This window comes from Pseudomonas sp. EMN2 (genome assembly GCF_009650555.1).
GTDB lineage: Bacteria > Pseudomonadota > Gammaproteobacteria > Pseudomonadales > Pseudomonadaceae > Aquipseudomonas > Aquipseudomonas sichuanensis.
The window spans coordinates 42,867-64,918 of record NZ_VZZR01000018.1 but is presented as its reverse complement, the minus strand read 5'-3'; the positions used below and the strand labels follow the sequence as shown (position 1 = coordinate 64,918).

Below are 22,052 nucleotides of genomic sequence, written 5' to 3'. Positions count from 1 at the left end.
AACCTTAGGGCTGGAATTCCGACTTATCCGCGGGTAGATCCCAGATAAGAGTTCGTGATTGAAATGCGGCCATGGCCGAGTTCCTCCGTGATGATTTGGCGGGCATCTCGATCATCAAGCCCTGCGGAAGTAAGCCCTTCTGGAAGCTGGGGTATTGGCCGTATCACTTGTCCAAACCACCCGTTTTCTCCGCCAACAAAATGAGCCTGTGTCGACAGGGTTCGTTGTACCGCTGGGCACTGTCTCCCTGTCAATTGAAGGTATCGAGTCTGTGCGTAGAGGTGGCGCAATCCATGGTTTTTATGGAGCCCGGCTGCATTGGTTTGGTATTCATACCGTTTGAGCTGCTGCGCGTACGAGAGGTGAGCAGGGATTAGGCTTGAGGTTCCGCAGAAGTCGTGTAGCTCGCGGAGCAGTGCTTTCTGCTCTGGAGTCCGAATCAGGATTTCTCGAGCCCTGCCCCCTTTGCACCAGGAAGCCGCCAGAGCAATGCGATCGGTCCCTCTGTCTGCTTCCGCGACCCGGAATTTAATTGACTCCTCGCGACGTAGACCGAACTCGGCCTGGAGACGAAGGCTGAACTGGATATGGCGGTCATGTACCTGCTGTAGAGCCCCTACAGTCAAAGCGGTAGCACGGGATTCGCGAGCAATGTACTGGCGACGTTCGATACCGAGGTCATCATTTCTCAACCCGGCAACGCCGGGCCGGCCGGCCTTCTCGCAGGCCCAGCGCAGATGCGCCATCCGGTTTTTTATCGTGGCGGGGCTTAGGCCGTCACCTTTCCATTTACCTACCAAGGCTCGTAGGTGCTTTTGGGCGACACGATCAGCACGTAGGTTCCTATAGCCAAGTTCTCGGAGCTGTCGTGCCGATAGGCTGAGGGTGGCCCGTCGTGCTGATTGCGTGGAGAAAGAACCGTCGCGATTGTGTTTTTGTGTCTGCACCCAATCCCATTCGAGTTTGTCCATAACCATCGCTCAGTGAATATCTGAAGCAAGGTCAACACATTGACCCGGCCCGTTCCATTCAAAGGCTAGGGCTGAAATTCCGTCCAGATCTCGGGCGGCCGCAACGTCGAGGATGAGCGGTAAGTGTTAGTTCCTGTCCCAATCACTGAGTGAAGGGAGCTGGCCAAGGCCAGGATCGGAACGACGTTGCTAATGACCTAAGGAGGTCGCCGTAACGAGCGGACTCGGAGAGTCGCGGTTACGGAATTGGTGCGCTCAATCCCAGAGGACGAGCTGCAACCAAATGCACGCTGAGCCGGTGCAATGCCGTGTCCACAACGACAGCCTGACCGAGGTCAGTTGGAGGGGCACCCTACGGTGGACCACGTAGAGGCGGCTCGTTTGAGCCGGTGTAGTTTTCGCGCCTACAACGACTCAGTTTTACGTCCAGAGCTGGACGACCCTCAATTTCACGAACAACAGCCGAGGGTTCTGTTGATCGCCTGGCGTGACGCCACCAGGAGTCGGGCGATGAATCATCGCTGCCAGGTTGCCAACCCTGGAGCGTTTGCCGCCTCTGACGAGTGAATTCACAGATCAGAGGCGGCGACGATGCAGCACCAGAATTGCTGGCTGGCTGCATCATCCCCCGCAACCGGAATCGGAAATTTTCGACCCGGCTAACGGTGAGAATTAGGGGCCATCACGTGGCCGTCACCAGAAAAACATATCCAATAAATCGAAGCAAGCCAAAAGACTGCTCTGAAAACAAAATTGGCTGTAAGCCTCGCGTAGCGGGGCTTACAGCCTGAAAGGCAAGCTTCAACGGGTGCATAAATGCACCCGCTTTTGGGCCCGCTTTGCGGGCCTACGCTCTGCGTCACTACCTAATGGTAGTGACGCAGAGCTATCCCACCTCACTGCCAGATCCAGGCAAAAAGCACCCAAAGCGCCCCAAGAATGCCCGAGAGATTCCCTTTCCTACCCTTTTGTGCCGTTGATCGCCTCAAAAAGGCTCGGTGAAAAATCCCCTTCTACGCCTTTTCCCGTCATTTGTTGCCTTAGAAAACACCCAAATATCCCTTTTCCCGCCCTAAGCTGCCCTGAGCCAAATCGGCGCTCTTAGGCTTTTCAAGGGATTTCAGCTACCGGTTTTGGCTTGGATGTTGACCCATTCCCTTGCAGATTCCCTTTTCGGGTTAACTACTGGGAAGTCAGATTCATGAAACCGCTATGGCTGATGGCCACATGCATTTTGCTAACCCTCGCAGGATGCATTGACACTCGACCGACAGAAGGCGTGTTCGCGAGTACTGCTGTATGGCGAGCAGGCTACGTTTTACTCGAGCTAGCTAATGGTCATGCCGTTATGCGGTGGTTCGATGACCAAGGACGGGAGAACCGCCGCCAGGAGTTCACAGTTGAGTTGTGGAGTGGGAGGGGAGGGCTCCAATTGACTGGAGCAGATCAATTCGTGCTGAGATGGGATGGTACTGGAGGATTTGGTTGCCTTGGCTGCGCAAGCCATATCCCTACAGAGTGGTGGCCTCGTTGATAATAGATACCGCCCCTTATGGGGCGGTTGCTACAGATTCACCGCCAAACCAAGCTTCAAGTGTGCCGATCGCTTCAGGGGTGAGCTCCTGTGTGAACAGGATGGCAAGGCGCCTCTGTGGCCTTGAGCAAGCCACGTAGAATAGATTTCGGTTACGTTCGAAAGCAGCTTCCCTTGCAGCCGGTACGCGTTGGGCGCCTGCCAAAGTAAGCATCTCACCGAAGTTATATTGATTCCATCCTCGACCGACCACAACGAGGACATTCTCGAACTCCGCTCCTTTTACGCCATGCTTAGTCTCAAAGGGAGAATGGCCATCAAGGTATTTTCGTAGTGCTTTGATCTCCGAGTAGGAAACATTGCGTAACTGCTCCAGCTCTGCCAGAACTCGAGGTATCTCAGCGCCGGCTGTCTTATCGAAGTCTCGCAGCGCTCGTTCACGTTTTTCCAGCGTGTCTGGCAGCCTAGGACGTCGCCGAGCAAGCATAAAATCGGTCACTTGGCCAACTGTTCCAGTTTCTCGAAGAGCCACAAGCTGGGTCATAGCTTCGTGCCAAGCGACTTTATCTGCATGGCTGCGCAGCAGCGGCACATTACCGCCTAGTGCATCGAACATCGCACCGTATTTTTGCGCAATAAACGCATCGCATGCAGGCTCAAGCTGGTCGACAAAAAAAGCTATATGGGCGTCTTCTTTTTTTGTAAAAGACTCGTTGTAGCGGAAGGTGGTCGGCAAGCTTTGGTAGCCTTGCTGGCTTGCAAGTAGCCGATGCGTCAACATGAGGATCTTTGTGTGCTCAGGAGAGAAATCCCAACCCTCCTGTTCCAAGGTGGCTTTGACGCGCTCTAACGCAGCTTGGGCTTCATCAGTGGGTAGATCTCCTCCCCAGTGCCCGCCAGTTTGTCGTTGTCCCTGCCAATTGTTAGTGTGAAACACCCAGACTTGACCGAAAGCTTGAGGGTCTTCTACGCATTGCTGGAGCCCTGGACGCATTCGATTGAGACAGTCCACCAGGGGCTTAGACGATCGGAAGTTTGCCTCTTTCCCAATCTCAGTTACTGCTGGATGGTCGAGTTTTCCGCAGCCGTTGCCGTAGATTTTCTGCCAGTGATCACCAAAAAAACCAAACATTGGCGTACCAGGTTGTCCTAAGAAGCGGGTTTTGATCGCTTCAACCCAGTCGCTATCTGTATCTTGATACTCGTCTACCAAGATAACTGGATATCGACTAGTGATCATGCGCCGAAACTTTTCATGCTCCATGAGCGATATGGTGAGCGGTAGCACGTCGTCATGATGAATCGACGCCCGATCGTCCTTTACGGAGCGATAGCCGAGGCTGTATTCAATTGTACGATCGCCTAAGCTCCCACCGACCTCTGCGATTTTCTCTTGCCAAGCTGGCATTGCTTCAACTAATGCGCGTAGCGGCTTTTGAAAGCCGCTTATTAGCGACCAACAGAATGCATGGTTTGTTTCGCAGAAGATAAGGGGGCTTTTGTCTGTACGTGCTTCAATCTCGCTTTTTGCAACGTTCGTGAAGGTTATGCAAGCGATTTTTTGGTCGAACCTTGGAAAGGTATCCTTGTGGCGATTGATTAAATATCTAAGTGCCTTGATCAGCGAGTATGTCTTGCCGGCTCCTGCCCCGGCCTCTAGTCTGAAGCTTTGCCCGTTTTCAAGGCAGGCATACATAGCCTCCAAAGCGCGGCGGCTTGCGGCTTCTGCTGGAGATTCAACTTCAGTCATGGTCGGTACCTTTTTCGGGCAGGTCGATGGCTGCTTCGACGGCTAACGCTAAGGCTAGATCAGGGCGGATAACTTCTGGTGCTAGCCAGCGGAGCCCATCTGCAATGTAGGTAGGAACCGACCAGTTTTTCTCTGAAATCGCATACTTCAATGCGAATTCTGATTTCTTCCACTTTGAAGCTTGGGTGCGAGCTTCAATTTCCAGTTCATTGGGAGAGGTGCTTGTTAGACCAAATGTTTTTGAGTTGGCAAGTATGAATGCATCTTCAAATGTACGCCCACATGGACCGTTTTCTAATTCAGGGCACTGGTACGCAATCCGATTGCCATCTTTTATTTTGTCGGGCTCTTTTTTTGCCAGCAGGCCATTCAACGTGTAGGGGTTGTCGTTGGAGAACCATGCTTTAATACATGCATTGCTGGAGTGCTGGCCAAGATGAACTGCACATGCTTCGCCGCCAGGTTTTTCAACAGCGTCGATATCCGTAATGATTAAGCTTTGAAGCTCGAGGAATTGAAGTAGCTCGAAAAATAACTGTGCGTAAGCTCCGCCGACTTCCAAGATGGTGATGTATTGGCTGGATAGTTTTGGTGCCTCGGGAGATTCTTTTTCAAGTTTTTCTACCATGACGGGGAGCAATAGTCGTTCGCTGAGCCCTTCTACAAGGATTGCTTTGTCGGCGAAAAAAAGATCACAACGAGTCAAGGTCATATACTGGTGAAGAAACTTCTTGTCGTCACTATTGGTCTGTTTTAAGCCTTTTCGCAGATCCTTGATTTTGATAATCCGCATACCATCTTGGGCATCGACTGCTGCAGTGCTGAGAAAATAGCGAATACTCTCGAAGCCTGCTGCGTTGGCTATATGAGAGGAGTGCGTGGAAACAACGAACTGGACTGGCCATGGTCGTTTGTCTTCAGTGCCATCAACAAGCTTCTGGGCGATCTCGGAGAGTTTCTTAATGAAAACCTCCTGCATTTGAGGGTGAAGATGTGCCTCCGGTTCCTCAATGAAAATCAAATGTATCCCAGGTTGAGTGGTTTCAGCTCGGTAGGCTTTGTAGAAGCCTGCAAGCTGAAGAAGTATAAAGATAAGGTTTCTGGCTCCTAGCCCATTATAGGACTCTGGTAAGGTGATGCCGCTAAATCCTGTATAACGAACCTTTGTGAAGTTTGAAAGAAGCTTTCGAACATCAAGCAGTGTTTCTGTGTGCAGTTCCTGGCTTCCAAGTCCGGGGTAGCCAAAGGTCTTTAGTGCCGGGATCAGACTTTTTAGTTGTCCGCCAAAATTTTCATCTATCTGATTTTGGATGTCATGTACAGCCCCTTCCAGAGCGGCCGCAATTTGTTTGTCGGCGGAGTCCGCCGTGGAGGAAGAGGCAGTGGCGAATAGGCTTTCAACAATCTTTGCTAATACATCCGACTCGCGTGATGTGACATCATCCAGCCCTCGTTGTGCATTAATGAAGCCAGTCTTAATTAGGCTGCGAAGCACGCCGGGTTGTAACTGTCGACGATTTTCTACATCGTTAGGGTCTTCTGCCCAAATTTTTGTGGCGAACTCGGTAGGGATTCGCTCTCTGAGTGTTCGGAAGAACGTTACCCGAGTCTCGGGGGTGAGAGGCTCCTTCGGCAGTCCATCTAAAAGATGTGCAACTTGGCCATCCTTCAGTTCATAGCGAATGACTACCCGAGCCTCAGTGCATGCGGGGTTCAAGTCGATAATGAACGGGCTAAGTGGCCCCAACTGCGGTTGGGCTGGATCGTATTGAATTGATAGGCGCAGCTCTATGGCTGGAATGAGCTTTCGAAGCTCAGCCTCGTCCTGCCCTTCGTTGAAAGCTACCAGTGCTTTGCAGAAGTCGTCATAGCAGACGCTCGAAAAGTCTTCTAGCTGGAACGCGACGCTACCGTCAGCGAGAAGCCTGCGAATGACTTCTGATAAGGAGGTTTTGCCGCTGTTATTTCGTCCTACGATGACTGTAGTCTGTGCTTCAAGCGCAAGCTCTACATCGGATAGCAGACGAAAATTCTTTATCTCGGCTTGCTGGATGTACATATTTCCCTCCCCCAAAGTGAATTCCCTATCCAGAGCGCGGGCGCTCAATGACCCGATAGTGCCAGCGTGATGGCCATTTGTCGCTACTCCGGCGGCTGACCTCCCGAATCCGATGGTGGTAACTGATGATGCTTGCCGCACGTTGATTACAAGCTAGTTAAAGATTTTTTGGTTAAGAAACGCGCGCGCGCGTTAGGGTGGAGCTGGTCCGGCGGAAACCCAATGAGCTTGGGGGGTGTACAGAAGTGGTCGCGTGTGAAACGACGAAGTAATCGTGGGTGAAACGACGTGTCTTTTCACAGGATTTCGCGTGTGAAACGACGAGGCGAGTGCGTGTGAAACGACGATACTATCCACAGTCTGCTCCGTCTGCTCGGTGCTAGGAAGCCTCATGACCTAGCTTGATTTTGCTGGGTTGAAGAAGGTCACCCTGTCCTTTTCGCCCAGCTCCAATCGGTATCCAGGAAGGCCATTTTCTGCTTGGATGGCACGTACCTGGCGCCGGAAATCTCGTAATTGAGAGTGGCTGCCAACCCTTCCCCTTAGCAACTCAAGGCCAATGCTCCATTGTCCCTTGTATCCGCAGTGTTTACGTGCAATCTCGTAGAGCCTTCGGGCCAGGGGGGATCGAAGCTCGAAATAGGCTGGATCAAGGGTTAACACCTCTAGCGAGCGAACTGCGCTGAATAGCCATTTGGATAAAGTGATTTCAATTGCGACCATGCGGGTGTCATGAGCGGATTGCTCCACAATTCGCCATCGGTCTATGAGCCCGAACCCCTCTCTGAATCGCTGACCACCTGATTGAATATTGGTCATGATTTTCGTGCAGCTAAGCCGTTCCAGCGCCTCTCTCAAGCGTCTATAGCCATCCCCACTAGTTTGGCGGTTGGTGGCCACAAGGAGGTCATATGCTCTGAATCTGACAGTACGATTTCTTGCGTCCGCCCTACCTCGATTGCGCCCTTCTACGAGCTGGCTGATCACAAAAATCAAGATGTCTTTATCGTGCTGTGTAGCGCGTCCTAGAACTGATGGAACCACTTTTATGTACGATTTTTCGTCCTTGCTCCGCCATTCCCAAACGTTTCTATCCGGCTTGGTTGAAAGCGAGAAGATCGGCGCCTGAAGGCTGTGACCGTCACATTTGAGTGGAAGGTCGAACATATCTGCGAGGAAAAATTCGCGATTCTCACAGTTCTTCTCAATCGCCCCCAAAGGAGCTTCGATTGGCGCTTGGGTGGTGAGCCGATCCTTAACGTGCGGAACGACTTTTCCACGTCGTAGGCGGCTTTCTTCCAGGCGTGCTAGCGCCTGATCTACTTGCACAGGCACGTTACGAAAGCGCCGCAGCCAAATCGGTTGCCCGGAAGTAGACTTTCCGGCCAATCTTCACTCGAGCAATGTTGAGTTGGTCAGATAGGGGGCCGGGACGGCTAAGTGCAACAGACAGGCTTTTGGTGGGGCGGTGCAACAGTTCGGCCAGCTGCTCCATGGACAGAAGCGGACCGAAGCGGGAAATTAGCTGTTCCTCGAGGGACATGGGGTATCTCCGTTTTTCTTGATACCCAAATAGTGGAAATGCAGTGCCCCTTTTCTGAGGGCAGGCTGGCGTAGTGAGGAAAGGAGCACAACCCCTGTAGCATTGGCAGGTGGCGAGTCCCCTAAAGGTGGGTGCCTCTAGGGGAAATTTCGACTACTTTCGCATGCTAAACCGGAAATCCAGGCAACTAGTTCTGCTGGATGCGATCCAGCTTAGAAACAAGATCCTCCGCTCGAAGATGCGTGTAACGACGGACCATTTGCATGGACCTATGGCCGGAGATAGCTGAGACCTCCTGGTCAGATAGCCCTCCTTCAACCAGGCGGCTAACTGCCTCATGACGCAGATCGTGAAAGCGTAGGTCTGCTAGACCGAGACGCTGTTTGATCAGGCCCCACGTCTTTGTGAAAGCATAAGGACGTCGTTTATGGTCCTTGCCAGGCTCACCGAAGAACACCAGGTTGCAGTCCGCTGGGCGCAGAGGATTTTCCAGGGCCAGCCTGAAGGCTTCAGTGGCGAGCCTGGTCAGTGGCACTGTGCGTGCGCTGTTGTTTTTGGTATCGGAAAGGCGCGCAACGCGCTTTTTCAGATCGACCTGGTGGCAAAGCAGCCCGGTGATTTCTGATGAACGCATGCCGGTTTCCAGTGCGATGCAAACGATCCAGCCCAGCATAGGGTTGCTGTGATTATTCACGGCAGTCATAAGGCGTCGTTCCTCATCCTGGGACAAACGCCTGTCTCTACCTTCGCCTGGACTCGGTTTGCGAATGTTCAGAACTGGATTGAATGTCAGGCCAAGCCCCCATTCTTGGATCGCTACTGTGAAGAGGTGGCTGAGCAGAGCCAGCTCAAGTCTGACGGTGTTATTGCTGGTTGGGCGTTTGCGCTTGGTAAGGGAGGCAAGCCGAGTGTCGCGGTAGTCGGCAATGATGTCTGCAGAGAGGGCTGCGAGGGAGTATTTCCCCAAATGTTGAATTAGTTGTTGCGCCTTGGTGGCCTCGGCCTTCTGCGTGGTGGGTTTCTTCGTGGGCGTGACCTCACGAAGATAGCGGCCCAGAGCTTTCTCAAGCGTCATGCGCTCGGAGCCGCTGCGTTGTATGTAGACGCCACGTACCATCTCGTCTTCTGTGCGACGAGCCCAATCCTCGGCGTCGCGTTTGGTTCGGAAGGTCTTGGCGTTCGTTGGCCAGCCGGTTTTGCGGATAACCGCTTTCCAAGTGCCGGCAGTGGTCTTGACGATTGTGGCCATCAGGTTGGAGCTCCAAAGTTAGGCTGGTTTAGCAACTGCGCTGAATAGCGGTGGAGTCGACGTTTCCATCAACCGTGGTGCAGTGCTGTGTTTCCTAACAGTGGAAAGGGAGTGCCCCTAATGAGGCTCCTCCGATCCTGAGGGGATCGGATGGACGCTTTGGAATAAGTCCCAACCAGGGTGAGTCAATATGGCTGGGCTGGATGAAGATGCTCCATGCGATACAGCCTTCGGCTTGGTATGCCTGGTTCTCGGCTTTGCCCTTGGTTGGGAAGGTCTTGGGGGAAGTCGGGCAGCCAGCTTCACTGAGAAGGGCATTCCCAATACAGGAGAGTGTTTTGACGTTCGTGGTCATCTGAGAGGACTCCAAAGGTAGGCTGGCGTGCCAGCGCTGTACCGTTTTCGTACCTTTGGACCAAAGGACTGATCCGGGTGCCACGACCGTAGAAAGCACAAAGCCGCGCAGGACGCGGCTTTGAAGGTGGTGGGCCCACACGGACTCGAACCGTGGACCAAAGGATTATGAGTCCTCTGCTCTAACCGACTGAGCTATAGGCCCTCAGCAGGTGCGCCGGATTATAACGAGGGTTTCGATACCGTGCCATCCGAAAGATCCGATAGTGCTATGCGCAGGAAGGTCGCGGCGAACTCCGCGGGTGGCAGGGGCAGGCTGACGATGTAGCCCTGGATCTGTTCACAGCCCTCGGCGGCGAGGAAGCGCTGCTGGGCCTGGTTCTCCACGCCCTCGGCAATGATGGTGAGCTGCATGCTGCGCCCGAGCGCAATGATCGCACGGGCGATAGCGGCGTCGTGGGGGTCATCCGGCAGGCCGCGGATGAACGACTGGTCGATCTTGAGGATGTCCAGCGGCAGGCGCTTGAGGTAGCTGAGCGACGAATAACCGGTACCGAAGTCGTCGATGGCCAGCTGCACGCCAAGCTGCTTGAGCTGGTGGAGGACGGCCAAGGCTTCTTCAGCCTGGCTCATGATGAAGTTTTCGGTGATTTCCAGTTGCAGGTCACCCGCCTTGAGCTGGTATGTCCTGAGCAGTTGCTCGATGCGCTTGGCCAGGCTTGGCTGGCGCAGTTGGGCGCCGGCGAGGTTGATCGAGAGCGGGCCGAAGGACTGGTAGTTCTTTTTCCACGCGTGCATCTGCCGGCAGGTCTGTTCCAGCACCCAGTCGCCAAGCTGAAGGATGGTGCCGTTTTCTTCGGCGAGGTGGATGAACTGCTCGGGCGGCACCTCGCCGAAGGTGGGATGGGTCCAGCGGATCAGCGCCTCGGCGCCTACCAGGCCCTGGGTCTTGAGGCTGAACTTGGGCTGGTAGCACAGGCTCAGCTCGTTGCGTTCGATGGCGCGGCGCAGTTCGTGCTCGAGGGCGATGCGTTCGCTGGCCTGGGCGGTAAGGTCGCGGGTGTAGGCTTCGACCCGGTTGCGGCCCTTGGCTTTGGAGCGGTACATCGCGGCGTCGGCGTTGCGGATCAAGGTGGCAACGTCGGTGCCGTCCTGTGGGTACAGGCTGATGCCGATGCTGGCGCTGGTGAAGAACTCATGCTCGCCGGCCTGGAAGGGGGCATGGAAGCAGGCCAGCAGCTTGTTGGCGATGGCGCTGGCGTCGTCGGGCTTGTGCAGGCCGGGCAGCAGGATGATGAATTCGTCCCCCCCCAGGCGGGCCACGGTATCGACGTCGCGCACCTGCTCCTTCAGGCGTTGGGCGATACCTTTGAGCAGCAGGTCGCCGACCGGGTGGCCGAGGCTGTCGTTGATGTGCTTGAAGCGGTCGAGGTCGAGGAACAGCACCGCACCCTGGCGGTTGGAAACCTGGGCGCAGGTCAGTACGGCCTGCAGGCGGCTCTCGAACAGCGTGCGGTTGGGCAGGCCGGTCAGTGGGTCGTGATGGGCCTGGTAGTCAAGCTTGGCCTGGGCGTGCTTGAGGCTGGAGATGTCGGCGAATACGGCGACGAAGTGGGTGATCTCGCGCTCGCTGTTGCGCACGGCGCTGATGGTCAGCCAGCTGGGGTAGAGCTCGCCGTTCTTGCGTTTGTTGTGGATCTCGCCCTGCCAGTGGCCTTCGGCGGTCAACTGGTGCCACATGGCGAGGTAGAAGGCGCTGTCGTGCTGGCCAGAGGCAAGCAGGCGAGGGGTCTGGCCGAGGGCTTCGATTTCGCTGTAGCCGGTGATCTCGCTGAAGGCGCGGTTGACTGCGCTGATGCGCTGCTCGATGTCGGTAATCAGCACGCCTTCGGCGGTGTTCTCGAACACCGTGGCCGCCAGTTGCAGTTTTTCCTGCATCAGGTGGCGTTCGGTGATGTCGCGGGCGATGGTCAGCATGCAGTCGACGCCGCCGATCGGCAATGGTCGGGCGGCCAGCTCGCACAGGCGGATCTGCCCGTCGCTGCGGCGGATGTGGCAGCTGAAGTCGCGCACGGCACCCTCGCGCTGGAGCCGTTCGACCAGGCGCTGGCGTTCGTTGAGGTCGACCCAGATGCCGAGGTCCAGGGAGGTCTGGTCGACGTTCGGGCTTATGTCGTAACCGGTCAGGCGACAGAAGCCTTCATTGACCTCCAGCAGCAGGCCATCACTCTGGCGCGACAGCAGCAGGCCGTCGGGGGAGGCATGGAAGGCCTTGGCGAACTTTTCTTCCGAGGTTTGCAGTTGTTGCTGGGTCTCTTTCAGCTGGCTGATGTCGCGCACCGCCACCACCAGGGCCCGGGTTCCATCGAGGTCGAAGGCCTCGGCGGAGGTGAGGCCGGTGAACAGCTGGCCGTTGCTGCGGCGGAAGGTCATCTCGAGGTTGCGCACACCGCTGCGCTGCAGGCGTTCGAGCATGATCGGGCCGGTGCCGGCGACGCCCCACAGGTCGAGTTCGGTGGCGGTGCGGCCGAGTACCTGGTTCGGGCTCAAGCCGATCTGTTCTTCGAACGCTTCGTTGACCTCCAGCAGGCAGCCGTCGCTTTGCCGGGCAATGAGCAGGATGTCCGGGCACTGCTGGAATACCGAGGCGAACTTCTGCTCCGACAGGCGCAGTGCGTCCTCGGTGTGCTTGGTTTCGCTGATGTCGATCATCAGGCCGCGCATCAGGGGCTTGTGGCCGTGCTCGATCATGCTGACGATGTTGCGCACCCACAGGGCATGACCGTCGGCGCGGATCACCCGATAGTCGAGGCTGTGATCACGTCCGGCGGCAGTCTCGCTGTCGCAGTAGGCCTGAGCCCAGAGCGCGTCCTCCGGATGCAGGATGCTGCGCCAGAAACCGGGCTTGAGCCATTCGCTCAATGGGTAGCCGAGCAGGTCTTCGGCATGGGGCGAAACATAGCTGTAGGTAAAATCGTTGGCGTCGGCCTCCCAGGCGATCGCCGACAGGCTCTCGACCAGGCCGCGATAGTGGTATTCGCTGCTGCGCAGCTCCTGCTCCAGGGCGATACGCCGGGAAATTTCCGAGCTCAGCCGGCGGTTGATGCGAATCACCACGGCGAGGATGGCCACCAGCAGCAGGACCGCAGGCAGGCCGTACAGCAGCATGTCATGCCAGAAGGTACGCTGGTCGACGACATTGCCCACCCAGCGTTGCTGGATATGGCTGATTTCGCTGTTGCTCATGTCGGCCATGACCTTGTCGAGGATGGCCACGAGAATCTTCTGCTGCTGTGGCACGGCCATGGCCAGTTGGTAGCGGTAGGGCGTTTCGCCGCTGACGTAGAGGCCATCGAGCTTGAGCTGGCGCAGGCTCCAGATGCTCGAGGCAAGGTCGCCGACCACGGCGTCCACGGCGTCGGTGGCCAGTGCCTGCAGCGCCGAGCTGACGTTGGGCATGGCCACCAGGTTGAGGTCCGGGTGGTGCGTGCGCAGCAGCTCGTGGGGGGCGTAGTTCTCTACCACGGCGATCTTCAGGCCGTAGAGGTCCTTGAGGTTGCGCGGCTGCGCGCCACCGGAGTGGGCGAGTATGACAATCGGGAAGTCCAGGTAGGGGCGGGTGAAGGCCAGGTAGCTCTGGCGCTCCGGGGTGGACATGATGCCGGGCAGCAGGTCGATGCGGTTGTTGCGCGCCTGCTCGAGCACCTCGGTCCAGCTGCTGGGCTCGACCGGTTTGAGCGTGACGCCCAGGCGCTCCTGGATAAGGGCGATGTAATCGGCGGCCAGTCCCTGGTAACGGCCTTCCTGGTCGCGAAATTCGAAGGGCGGCCATGAAGCATCTACGCCCAGGCGCAGCTGCGGGTGCGCGCTGAGCCAGGCTTGTTCCTCGTCAGTCAGGGTCAGGGCGCCGGCCGTTGTGTTCCAGACCATCAGGAGCAGCAACAGGAGGGCCGGCATCAAGGGCATAGCGGCCTCTCGATCAGGGGGTCTGAGTCGAGTGTAGACGGGCATCCTGCCAGCAGGGTGACGCCGGTCATGACCTTTTGTCACATAAGAAAAACCCCGGCCTGGGCCGGGGTTCGTCATCACTCGTCGAGGAAGGAGCGCAGATGCTCGCTTCGCGTCGGGTGGCGCAGCTTGCGCAGCGCCTTGGCTTCGATCTGACGGATCCGCTCACGGGTCACGTCGAACTGCTTGCCGACTTCTTCGAGGGTGTGGTCGGTGTTCATGTCGATACCGAAACGCATGCGCAGCACTTTGGCTTCGCGTGCGGTCAGGCCCGAGAGCACGTCACGGGTCGCTTCCTTGAGGCTTTCGACCGTGGCCACGTCGATCGGGGACTGCATGGTGGAGTCCTCGATGAAATCGCCCAGGTGCGAGTCTTCGTCGTCACCGATCGGCGTTTCCATGGAGATCGGCTCCTTGGCGATCTTCAATACCTTGCGGATCTTGTCCTCTGGCATCTCCATGCGCTCACCGAGCTCTTCCGGGGTCGGTTCACGACCCATTTCCTGCAGCATCTGCCGGGAAATGCGGTTGAGCTTGTTGATCGTCTCGATCATGTGCACCGGAATACGGATGGTGCGCGCCTGGTCGGCGATCGAACGGGTGATCGCCTGGCGGATCCACCAGGTGGCGTAGGTCGAGAACTTGTAGCCGCGACGGTATTCGAACTTGTCCACCGCCTTCATCAGGCCGATGTTGCCTTCCTGGATCAGGTCGAGGAACTGCAGGCCACGGTTGGTGTACTTCTTGGCGATGGAGATCACCAGACGCAGGTTCGCCTCGACCATTTCCTTCTTGGCGCGGCGGGCCTTGGCCTCACCGATGGACATGCGACGGTTGATTTCCTTGATTTCGGCAACGGTCAGGCCGGTCTCGGTCTCAAGGTCGATCAGTTTCTGCTGGCAGGCGACGATCGCGGCGTTTTTCTCACCCAGGGCAGCGGCCCATTTGGTGCTGCGCTTGGCGAGGTCTCCGCTCCAGGTCTGGTCGGTCTCGTTGCTCGGGAACAGACGCAGGAAGTCGGCACGCGGCATGCGCGCGTCACGCACGCACAGCTGCATGATGGCGCGTTCCTGCTGGCGCAGACGGTCCAGGGCGCTGCGAACGCGCTCTACCAGTGCTTCGAACTGCTTGGGCACCAGCTTGATCGGCATGAACAGATCAGCCAGGGCCTGCATGGCGCCAATGCTTTCGGCATGGGTGCGGCCATGTTTCTTCAGCACCTTGAGGGTGATGACGAGCTGCTCGGAGACGGCACCGAAACGCTGGGCTGCAACGACCGGGTCCGGACCGCTTTCGGCCTCTTCCTCGTCGTCGCTGCTCTCGGCGTTTTCTTCGTCTTCGTCTTCGTCTTCCTTCGCGGCAGCGGCCTTGGCACCAGGGATCGGTACTTCTTCGGTCGGTGCGGCGATGTTGTCATCAGGGTCGATATAACCGCTGAGGACGTCGGACAGACGGCCACCTTCGGAGGTGACGCGGTCGTATTCGCTGAGGATGTGGTCGACAGTACCGGGGAAGTGGGCGATGGCGCCCATGACTTCGCGGATGCCTTCCTCGATGCGCTTGGCGATTTCGATTTCGCCTTCGCGGGTCAACAGCTCGACGGTACCCATTTCGCGCATGTACATGCGCACCGGGTCGGTCGTGCGGCCGATATCGGTCTCAACTGCCGCCAACGCTGCGGCGGCCTCTTCGGCTGCGGCTTCGTCGGTGTCGGCTTCCGCCAACAACAGGGCATCCGCATCCGGAGCACTCTCGAATACGTTGATCCCCATGTCGTTGATCATGCGGATGATGTCTTCCACCTGCTCCGGATCTGAAATATCCTCGGGCAGGTGGTCGTTGACCTCCGCGTAAGTCAGGTAGCCCTGCTCACGACCGCGGGTGATCAACTCTTTGATGCGAGATTGCTGTTGCGCTTTTCCGGACATAACACCCTATCCACTGAAGGTCTTGGCGGGCAAAAAACAAGCCGAGGATTATACCCGAGCATGGACCTCACGCGCCAGATGAGGTCGGGTTTTGTGCGGGAACATTGCGGCGGAGCAAGTCACGAAGCTTGGCAGTTTCGTCCTCGTCCAAGCCTGTTAGACGAGATTTGCTGATCAAATGTTCCAGGCTGCGCTCGCGTTGGCGGGCGGACAAACTAGTTATAGTGTCGAAAAACTGTTGTTCAAGGTTGTCGGCATCGATCAACCATTCCTTTTCCGCCAGGGCGCGCAGCAAGCGGCCTTGTTCGGTGCCATGCCAGCGTGCGATCAACTGCATAGAGCTTAGCTTAGGATTCTTCTGCGCAGCCTCGATCAGGGCCACCAGCAGTTGGCTGTAGAGTTGCTGCTCGTCGGCGAAGTGGCCGGCATCTTCGACCTTGCCGGCCAGCAACGGGTGGTGCAACAGCGTGCGCAGCGCCGATAACGACGGTGGTTCCACCGGCGCCGGTACCCGCGGTGGCGCCTCGCCACGTTGGCCATCGCGCTGCCAGGGCTTGCCGCCTTTCTTGTCCCAGGGCTTTCCATCCCATTGTTTCTTGCCGCCCTTGTTCGGTGTCCAGGGGCGTTGCTCCTGTTGCGCCGGGGCGTAGTCGGGCTGGTGCTGCAGGTCGCCATAGTCCGGGGTGTAGCTGGCCATGGCGTCGTAGTCGAAGCCCGGGTCGTAATCCGGCACGCTGCTGGCGGCCGGCGCACTCTGCGCCAGTTGCTCCAGCTGCTGCGGGTCGAGGCCGGTGATCTCCTTCAGGCGGTTGCGCATCAGTTGGCGCAGGTTCGCTCCTGGGACCTTTTCGATCAGCGGGGCGGCCAGCGTGACCATGTGCGCCTTGCCTTCCAGCGAGCGCGGATCGGCCTCGTTGCTCAACTGCTCGAAGAAATAGTCGGCCAGCGGCTGGGCGTGCTGGTTGATGCGGGCATGGAAGGCGTCGGTGCCTTCCGCGCGGACCAGGCTGTCCGGGTCTTCGCCCTCGGGCAGGAACAGGAAGCGTGCGCGGCGGCCATCCTGCAGGCTCGGCAGGGTCGACTCCAGTGCGCGCCAGGCGGCCTTGCGTCCTGCCTGGTCGCCGTCGAAGCAGAACAGCACGCTGGGCACCACGCGGAACAGGCGCTTGAGGTGTTCTTCGCTGGTAGCCGTGCCCAGTGTCGCCACGGCGTTGCGCAGCCCCTGCTGGGCCAGGGCGATGACGTCCATGTAGCCTTCGACGACGATGATTTCGTCGAGGTTGCGGTTGTTCTTGCGTGCCTCGTACAGGCCGTACAGCTCCTGGCCTTTATGGAATACCGGGGTTTCCGGGGAGTTCAGGTACTTGGGCTTGTCGTCGCCCAGCACCCGGCCGCCGAAGGCAATGACCCGGCCACGGCTGTCGCGAATCGGGAACATCACGCGGTCGCGAAAACGGTCGTAACGCTTGCCGCTCTCGGCGTTCTCGATCAGCAGGCCGGCATCGATCATGACCTTCTGCTGCAGCGTGTCGGCGCCCAGGTGCTTGAGCAGGTTGTCCCAGCCTGGCGGGGCGAAGCCCAGGCTGAAATCGCGGGCGATCTCGCCGGACAGGCCGCGGCCCTTGAGGTAGTCCACCGCCGCCTTGCGGGTCGGGTGGCTGCGCAGGGCCTGGCGATAGAATTCGCTGGCCGCTTCGAGCAGCGGGTACAGGGGGGAGTCGGTTGGCTGGCGCGGCTTCTGCCCTCGACGGCCCTCTTCGCGTGGCACTTCCATGCCGGCTGCACGGGCCAGTTCCTCGACCGCCTGGGGGAAGTCCAGGTTGTCGTGGTCCATGATGAAGCCCAGCGCGTTGCCGCCGGCGCCGCAGCCAAAGCAGTAGTAGAACTGCTTGTCGGGGCTGACGGTGAAGGAGGGAGACTTCTCCTTGTGGAACGGGCAGCAGGCGGAAAGATTCTTGCCGGTCTTCTTCAGCTGGACGCGCGAACTCACCACGTCGACGATGTCGGTGCGGTTCAGGAGGTCATCGATGAAACTCTGGGGAATCAGCCCGGCCATGGCAGCCTCGTCATCTGGCAACTGGCAAGTCTAAACGCTTGTGCTCGGGTTTGGCGTGGGGTGTTGCGAAGGGGTATGTGCTCGTCACCAGCCTGTGAGGGCTCGTCAGAAAGGACGTGCACGTCTGGCCAATGGCCAGGTCTGACGTGTTATTGCAGGTTGCCCATGGCTTTTGCCGGGGCACCCCAGGCGCATGGCCAAGGGTTTGAAGCGACCGCTGCCATCAGCCCGGCACGAGGCCGGGCGGGGCAGAAGCTTTGCGTAGAACGGCTGTATTAGTACAGACGAACTGCGCGGCGCTGTTCGCGCTGAACTTTCTTCGCGTGACGCTTTACAGCGGCAGCGGCTTTGCGCTTACGCTCGGCGGTCGGCTTCTCGTAAAACTCGCGGCTACGAACTTCAGCCAGTACACCGGCTTTTTCGCAGGAGCGCTTGAAACGACGCAGAGCTACGTCGAAGGGTTCGTTCTCTTTAACTTTGACGGCTGGCATCCAGGGCTACCTTAATTCATTACCGGGGTAGACGTGCTCCTGGCAAAACATAAGGTGTGCTGGAGTACGTCGGTTTTCAAGGGTTGCGGATGTTAACCCTTAGCTGGCAGGAATGCAAAGCCTCTGATCGAAAACCGCTGGTCGGCACAGGGTGCGGGGACTATCATGCGCGCCTTCGAATTCAGCCTCGACAGGGCACGAACCCATGCTAGTACTGGGATTGGAAACATCCTGCGACGAAACTGGCGTCGCATTATACGACAGCGAACGCGGCTTGTTGGCCGACGCGCTGTTCAGCCAGATCGACCTGCATCGCGCTTATGGTGGTGTGGTGCCCGAGCTTGCCTCGCGCGACCACGTCAAGCGCATGCTGCCGCTGATCCGGCAGGTGCTGGAGGAGGCCGACTGCGTCGCCACCGAGATCGACGCCATCGCCTACACCGCGGGTCCTGGCCTGGTCGGCGCGTTGCTGGTGGGCGCTTCATGCGCCCAGGCCCTGGCGTTTGCCTGGGATATCCCGGCGATCGGTGTGCACCATATGGAAGGGCACTTGCTGGCGCCGATGCTTGAAGAGCAGCCGCCGGAGTTTCCGTTCGTCGCTTTGTTGGTGTCGGGCGGCCATACCCAGTTGGTACGGGTCGATGGCATCGGCCAATACGAACTGCTCGGCGAGAGCCTGGACGATGCAGCTGGCGAGGCGTTCGACAAGACGGCCAAGCTGATCGGCCTCAATTATCCAGGTGGGCCTGAAATCGCTCGCCTGGCCGAGCAAGGCACCCCGGGGCGCTTCGTGTTCCCGCGGCCGATGTGCGACCGCCCAGGCCTGCAGTTCAGCTTCAGCGGCCTCAAGACGTTCGCCCTGAACACTTGGCAAAAATGCCGCGATGCCGGGGACGACAACGAGCAAACCCGTAGCGACGTGTCGCTGGCGTTCCAGCAGGCGGTGGTGGAGACTCTGACCTTCAAGTGCAAGCGGGCGCTCAAGCAGACCGGCCTGAAGCGCCTGGTGATCGCCGGTGGTGTGAGTGCCAACACCGCCCTGCGCACGTCACTGGAGACGATGCTGGCCGGCCTCAAGGGTAATGTCTATTACGCGCGCCCGCGCTTCTGCACCGACAATGGCGCGATGATCGCCTATGCTGGCTGCCAGCGCTTGATGGCCGGGCAGCAGCAGGACCTGGCGATCAGCGTGCAGCCGCGCTGGCCGATGGAGCAGTTGCCGGCACTGTAACAAAGGGCTGGGTTCGGGCGAGCGTTTCAGAAGTGCCGTTCGCGCCCGGCAAACAAGTCACGCAGATTGTTGCGATGGCGCCAGACGATCATCACCGTGAGCACGGTCATCGGCAGCAAGGCTGCCGGCTCGCGCCAGGCCAGCAGTGGCAGGGTGAGGGGCGTGGCGATCAACGCGGCCAACGAGCTGGTGCGGGTGAGGTAGAAGGTCAGCAGCCAGGCGCTGATGGCCAGCAGGGCGGCCGGCAGGTACAGGGCCATGAGCATGCCAGCGGCAGTGGCCACGCCCTTGCCGCCCCGGAAGCGGAAGTAGATCGGGAACAGATGGCCGACTACCGCGCAGATACCGACCCAGGCCTGCTCTTGCAGGTCCAGCCCGGCCAGGCGTGCCAGCAGCACCGGCAGCATGCCCTTGCACAGGTCGCCCAGCAGCGTCAGGATCGCCAGCTTGCGCCCGGCCAGGCGCAGCATGTTGGTGGCGCCGGCATTGCCCGAGCCGCTGGAACGCGGGTCGGGGCTGCCGCTGAGGCGGCTCAGGACGATGGCAAAGGACAGAGAGCCGAGCAGGTAGGCAAGCAGCGCCAGTGACCAAAACATGCTAACTATTCCGGGCGAGGACGCCCTGATTCTAACGGCGCCCGTCGCCCTTGTCGTGCTGTGGAGAGAAGTGCTTGGACAGAGTGTTCATCGAAGGCCTGGAAGTCGATACCGTGATCGGCGCCTACGACTGGGAGCGGGATATTCGCCAGTGCCTGCGCCTGGACCTGAGTTTCGCCTGGGACAACCGCCCGGCCGCCGCCGGTGATGACCTGTCGCTGGCACTGGACTATGCCAGCGTTTCGGCGCGGGTCCAGGCGTTTGCCGAGCAGGCTCGCTTCGAGCTGGTCGAGACCTTCGCCGAGCGCCTGGTGGCGGTACTGATGGCCGAGTTCAACATCCCCTGGGTGCGCCTCAAGCTCACCAAGCCGGGCGCAGTGCCAGCGGCTCGCGGCGGCGTTGGCGTGGAGATCGAGCGCGGATGTCTCTGAACACGGTTTACCTGGGCCTGGGCAGCAACATCGACCGCGAGCGGCACTTGTGTGCGGGGCTCGATGCGTTGGCTGGCATGCTCAGCGGCATGCAGTGTTCGGCGGTGTTCGAGAGCCAGGCGGTGGGCATCAAGAGCGGCCCGTTCTACAACCTGGTAGTGCGTGGGCAGACCGAGCTGCCGCTGCTGGAGTTCGACCGCCGGCTCAAGTTCATCGAGGCGGAAAATGGCCGCTATGCGCCGGACCGCAAGGGTTTGCCGCTGGATATCGATGTGCTGATGTACGGCGATCTGCACGGCACCTTCGATGGCTTGGTGCTGCCGCGTGCGGAAATCCTGAAAAATGCTTTTGTGCTCTGGCCGCTGTCACTGCTGGCGCCGACGCTGATGCATCCGGGCGCCGGGAAAAGCATGGCGCAGCTGTGGCATGAGGCGAGCATCGAACAGGTGCTGGCGCCGGTGCCGTTCGAATGGCGTGGGTTGCAGTTGACCCCAGCGTGAGCCCGCGCCGCCCCTTCGCGGGCATAGAGCAGGTCTTGAGTTCGGCGCGGTCAGGTGGGAGCGCCTTTAGCCGCGAAGCAAGCGACGCGGTGGATGGCACCGGCTCTGCCGGTGTTCGCGGCTAAAGCCGCTCCCACATTGATCGCGCTAACCTCGAGGCAAGCATCGTACCTGTGGGAGCTGCGGTTCGCCGCCGCGACTTGCCAGCGATGAGGCCAGTCAGATCATACCGACGTGTAAGCTTCGAGCGCCTTGAGGCGCTCGGCTTTGAGCGCTTCGCCCAGGCCCTGGCCAGTCAGCCCGGTTTCCAGCAACGGCTTCACATCCACGGCACGCGCTGCTTCTGCGGCCCCGCGCAAGTACTCGCCTTGTGGATAAACTGAGCCCAGCGTCGCCATCTCGCAGGCGGCGATGAAGTCCTCGAAGCGCTGCGGCCGCCGATACACGTCGAACTTTTGCAGCATTTCCAGCAGGCTTGCAGGCTCCAGCTCCAGGGCATGGTCCGCCCGCTCGGCAAACTCCCCCACCAGCGCCGCCAGTTCCTGGCATTCACGCGGGGCTTTGAGGCGCTGGTTGAGCGCCTTGATCGCGGCAAGCGGCAGCCCTCGCAGCAGGCACGCCCAGCGCACTGGCAGCGGTTGCTGACGGCTTGCCGCCTGGTGCAGCGCCGGCAAGGTTTCAGCGCCGTGCGCAAGCTCGGGCATCAGTTCCGTCAGCCCGCCACAGCTACGCAGCACTTCGATGAACACCTGGGGCTCGCGCTCCATCAGCGCACGCTCGATCTCTTTCCAGCTGCGCTCTGCGGTCAGCGCCTGCAGTTCGCCCGACTCGGCAATCTGGCGCATCAGCCCCAAGGTTTCTTCGGCGACCTTGAAACCCAACGGCGCGTAACGGGCAGCAAAACGGGCAACACGAAGTACCCGCAAGGGATCTTCGGCGAACGCCGGGGAAACATGACGAAGGATGCGTTCATCCAGGTCGCGTTTGCCGCGGTAGGGATCGTACAGCGTGCCCTTTTCGTCCTCGGCCATGGCGTTGATGGTCAGGTCACGACGGATCAGGTCTTCTTCGAGGGTGACATCCGGGCTTGCGTGAAAGGTGAAGCCGCCATAGCCACGGCCGCTTTTGCGCTCGGTGCGGGCCAAGGCGTATTCCTCGCCCGTCTTCGGGTGCAGGAACACCGGAAAATCGGCACCGACGGGGCGAAAGCCCTGGGCCTGCATCTGTTCGACGGTGGCGCCGACCACCAACCAGTCGATGTCGCTGACCGGGCGGCCGAGCAGGCGGTCGCGCACGGCGCCGCCAACCTTGTAGATCTGCATGTGGAACCTCCATTACTGGCGACAGGATA

Annotated in this window: 15 protein-coding genes and 1 tRNA gene; 3 read left to right on the top strand and 13 right to left on the bottom strand. The window is 58.9% G+C overall.

The features are described from left to right. Nucleotides 1-23 precede the first annotated feature (23 nt). The 11 genes from F6X61_RS07165 to rpsU all read right to left on the bottom strand — a co-directional run bounded on the left by F6X61_RS07165 (nucleotide 24) and on the right by rpsU (nucleotide 17,943). Nucleotides 24-971: a phage integrase N-terminal domain-containing protein gene (locus tag F6X61_RS07165; protein ID WP_153785999.1), complete on the bottom strand. Its 948-nt coding sequence runs from the start codon at nucleotides 969-971 to the stop codon at nucleotides 24-26. 1,550 nt (nucleotides 972-2,521) lie between these two features. Then, a complete protein-coding gene (locus F6X61_RS07160) occupies nucleotides 2,522-4,255 on the bottom strand; it encodes a UvrD-helicase domain-containing protein (protein WP_114763378.1) in 1,734 nt (577 codons plus the stop codon). Further along, the gene (locus F6X61_RS07155; RefSeq protein ID WP_153785998.1) at nucleotides 4,248-6,314 is read right to left on the bottom strand and encodes an ATP-dependent endonuclease; all 2,067 of its coding nucleotides are present in this window, start codon (nucleotides 6,312-6,314) and stop codon (nucleotides 4,248-4,250) included. The genes F6X61_RS07160 and F6X61_RS07155 overlap by 8 nt, the downstream gene beginning before the upstream one ends. Nucleotides 6,315-6,710: 396 nt before the next feature. After that, on the bottom strand, nucleotides 6,711-7,649 hold the full coding sequence (locus F6X61_RS07150) for a replication initiator protein A (protein WP_153785997.1): 939 nt from the start codon (nucleotides 7,647-7,649) through the stop codon (nucleotides 6,711-6,713). 1 nt (nucleotide 7,650) lies between these two features. Then, nucleotides 7,651-7,857, bottom strand: coding sequence for a hypothetical protein (locus F6X61_RS07145; RefSeq protein WP_033995319.1), 207 nt, complete (start codon nucleotides 7,855-7,857; stop codon nucleotides 7,651-7,653). A 187-nt stretch (nucleotides 7,858-8,044) separates the two neighbouring features. Further along, nucleotides 8,045-9,106: a site-specific integrase gene (locus F6X61_RS07140; protein WP_034003578.1), complete on the bottom strand. Its 1,062-nt coding sequence runs from the start codon at nucleotides 9,104-9,106 to the stop codon at nucleotides 8,045-8,047. A gap of 482 nt (nucleotides 9,107-9,588) precedes the next feature. After that, nucleotides 9,589-9,665, bottom strand: a tRNA-Ile gene (locus tag F6X61_RS07135). A gap of 17 nt (nucleotides 9,666-9,682) precedes the next feature. Beyond that, nucleotides 9,683-13,426, bottom strand: coding sequence for a bifunctional diguanylate cyclase/phosphodiesterase (locus F6X61_RS07130; RefSeq protein WP_153785996.1), 3,744 nt, complete (start codon nucleotides 13,424-13,426; stop codon nucleotides 9,683-9,685). A 119-nt stretch (nucleotides 13,427-13,545) separates the two neighbouring features. Then, the gene (gene rpoD / locus F6X61_RS07125) at nucleotides 13,546-15,396 is read right to left on the bottom strand and encodes an RNA polymerase sigma factor RpoD (protein ID WP_153785995.1); all 1,851 of its coding nucleotides are present in this window, start codon (nucleotides 15,394-15,396) and stop codon (nucleotides 13,546-13,548) included. A 67-nt stretch (nucleotides 15,397-15,463) separates the two neighbouring features. Continuing rightward, nucleotides 15,464-17,452 carry a DNA primase gene (gene dnaG, locus F6X61_RS07120; RefSeq protein WP_153785994.1) on the bottom strand — a complete coding sequence of 663 codons (1,989 nt, stop codon included), beginning with the start codon at nucleotides 17,450-17,452 and terminating at the stop codon, nucleotides 15,464-15,466. 275 nt (nucleotides 17,453-17,727) lie between these two features. After that, nucleotides 17,728-17,943 carry a 30S ribosomal protein S21 gene (gene rpsU, locus F6X61_RS07115; protein WP_003255575.1) on the bottom strand — a complete coding sequence of 72 codons (216 nt, stop codon included), beginning with the start codon at nucleotides 17,941-17,943 and terminating at the stop codon, nucleotides 17,728-17,730. A gap of 205 nt (nucleotides 17,944-18,148) precedes the next feature. Here rpsU and tsaD point away from each other — a divergent pair, with 205 nt between their 5' ends. Further along, the gene (gene tsaD, locus F6X61_RS07110) at nucleotides 18,149-19,174 is read left to right on the top strand and encodes a tRNA (adenosine(37)-N6)-threonylcarbamoyltransferase complex transferase subunit TsaD (protein ID WP_153785993.1); all 1,026 of its coding nucleotides are present in this window, start codon (nucleotides 18,149-18,151) and stop codon (nucleotides 19,172-19,174) included. Nucleotides 19,175-19,200: 26 nt separating this feature from the next. Here the strand turns inward: tsaD and plsY are convergent, their stop codons facing one another. Then, on the bottom strand, nucleotides 19,201-19,770 hold the full coding sequence (gene plsY / locus F6X61_RS07105; RefSeq protein ID WP_153785992.1) for a glycerol-3-phosphate 1-O-acyltransferase PlsY: 570 nt from the start codon (nucleotides 19,768-19,770) through the stop codon (nucleotides 19,201-19,203). A 74-nt stretch (nucleotides 19,771-19,844) separates the two neighbouring features. Here plsY and folB point away from each other — a divergent pair, with 74 nt between their 5' ends. Further along, nucleotides 19,845-20,201, top strand: a complete 357-nt coding sequence (gene folB, locus F6X61_RS07100) for a dihydroneopterin aldolase (RefSeq protein ID WP_110994292.1) — start codon at nucleotides 19,845-19,847, stop codon at nucleotides 20,199-20,201. Next, nucleotides 20,192-20,701, top strand: a complete 510-nt coding sequence (folK, locus tag F6X61_RS07095; RefSeq protein WP_125462341.1) for a 2-amino-4-hydroxy-6-hydroxymethyldihydropteridine diphosphokinase — start codon at nucleotides 20,192-20,194, stop codon at nucleotides 20,699-20,701. The genes folB and folK overlap by 10 nt, the downstream gene beginning before the upstream one ends. 224 nt (nucleotides 20,702-20,925) lie before the next feature. Here the strand turns inward: folK and F6X61_RS07090 are convergent, their stop codons facing one another. Continuing rightward, nucleotides 20,926-22,023: a multifunctional CCA tRNA nucleotidyl transferase/2'3'-cyclic phosphodiesterase/2'nucleotidase/phosphatase gene (locus F6X61_RS07090; RefSeq protein ID WP_153785991.1), complete on the bottom strand. Its 1,098-nt coding sequence runs from the start codon at nucleotides 22,021-22,023 to the stop codon at nucleotides 20,926-20,928. Nucleotides 22,024-22,052 lie beyond the last annotated feature (29 nt).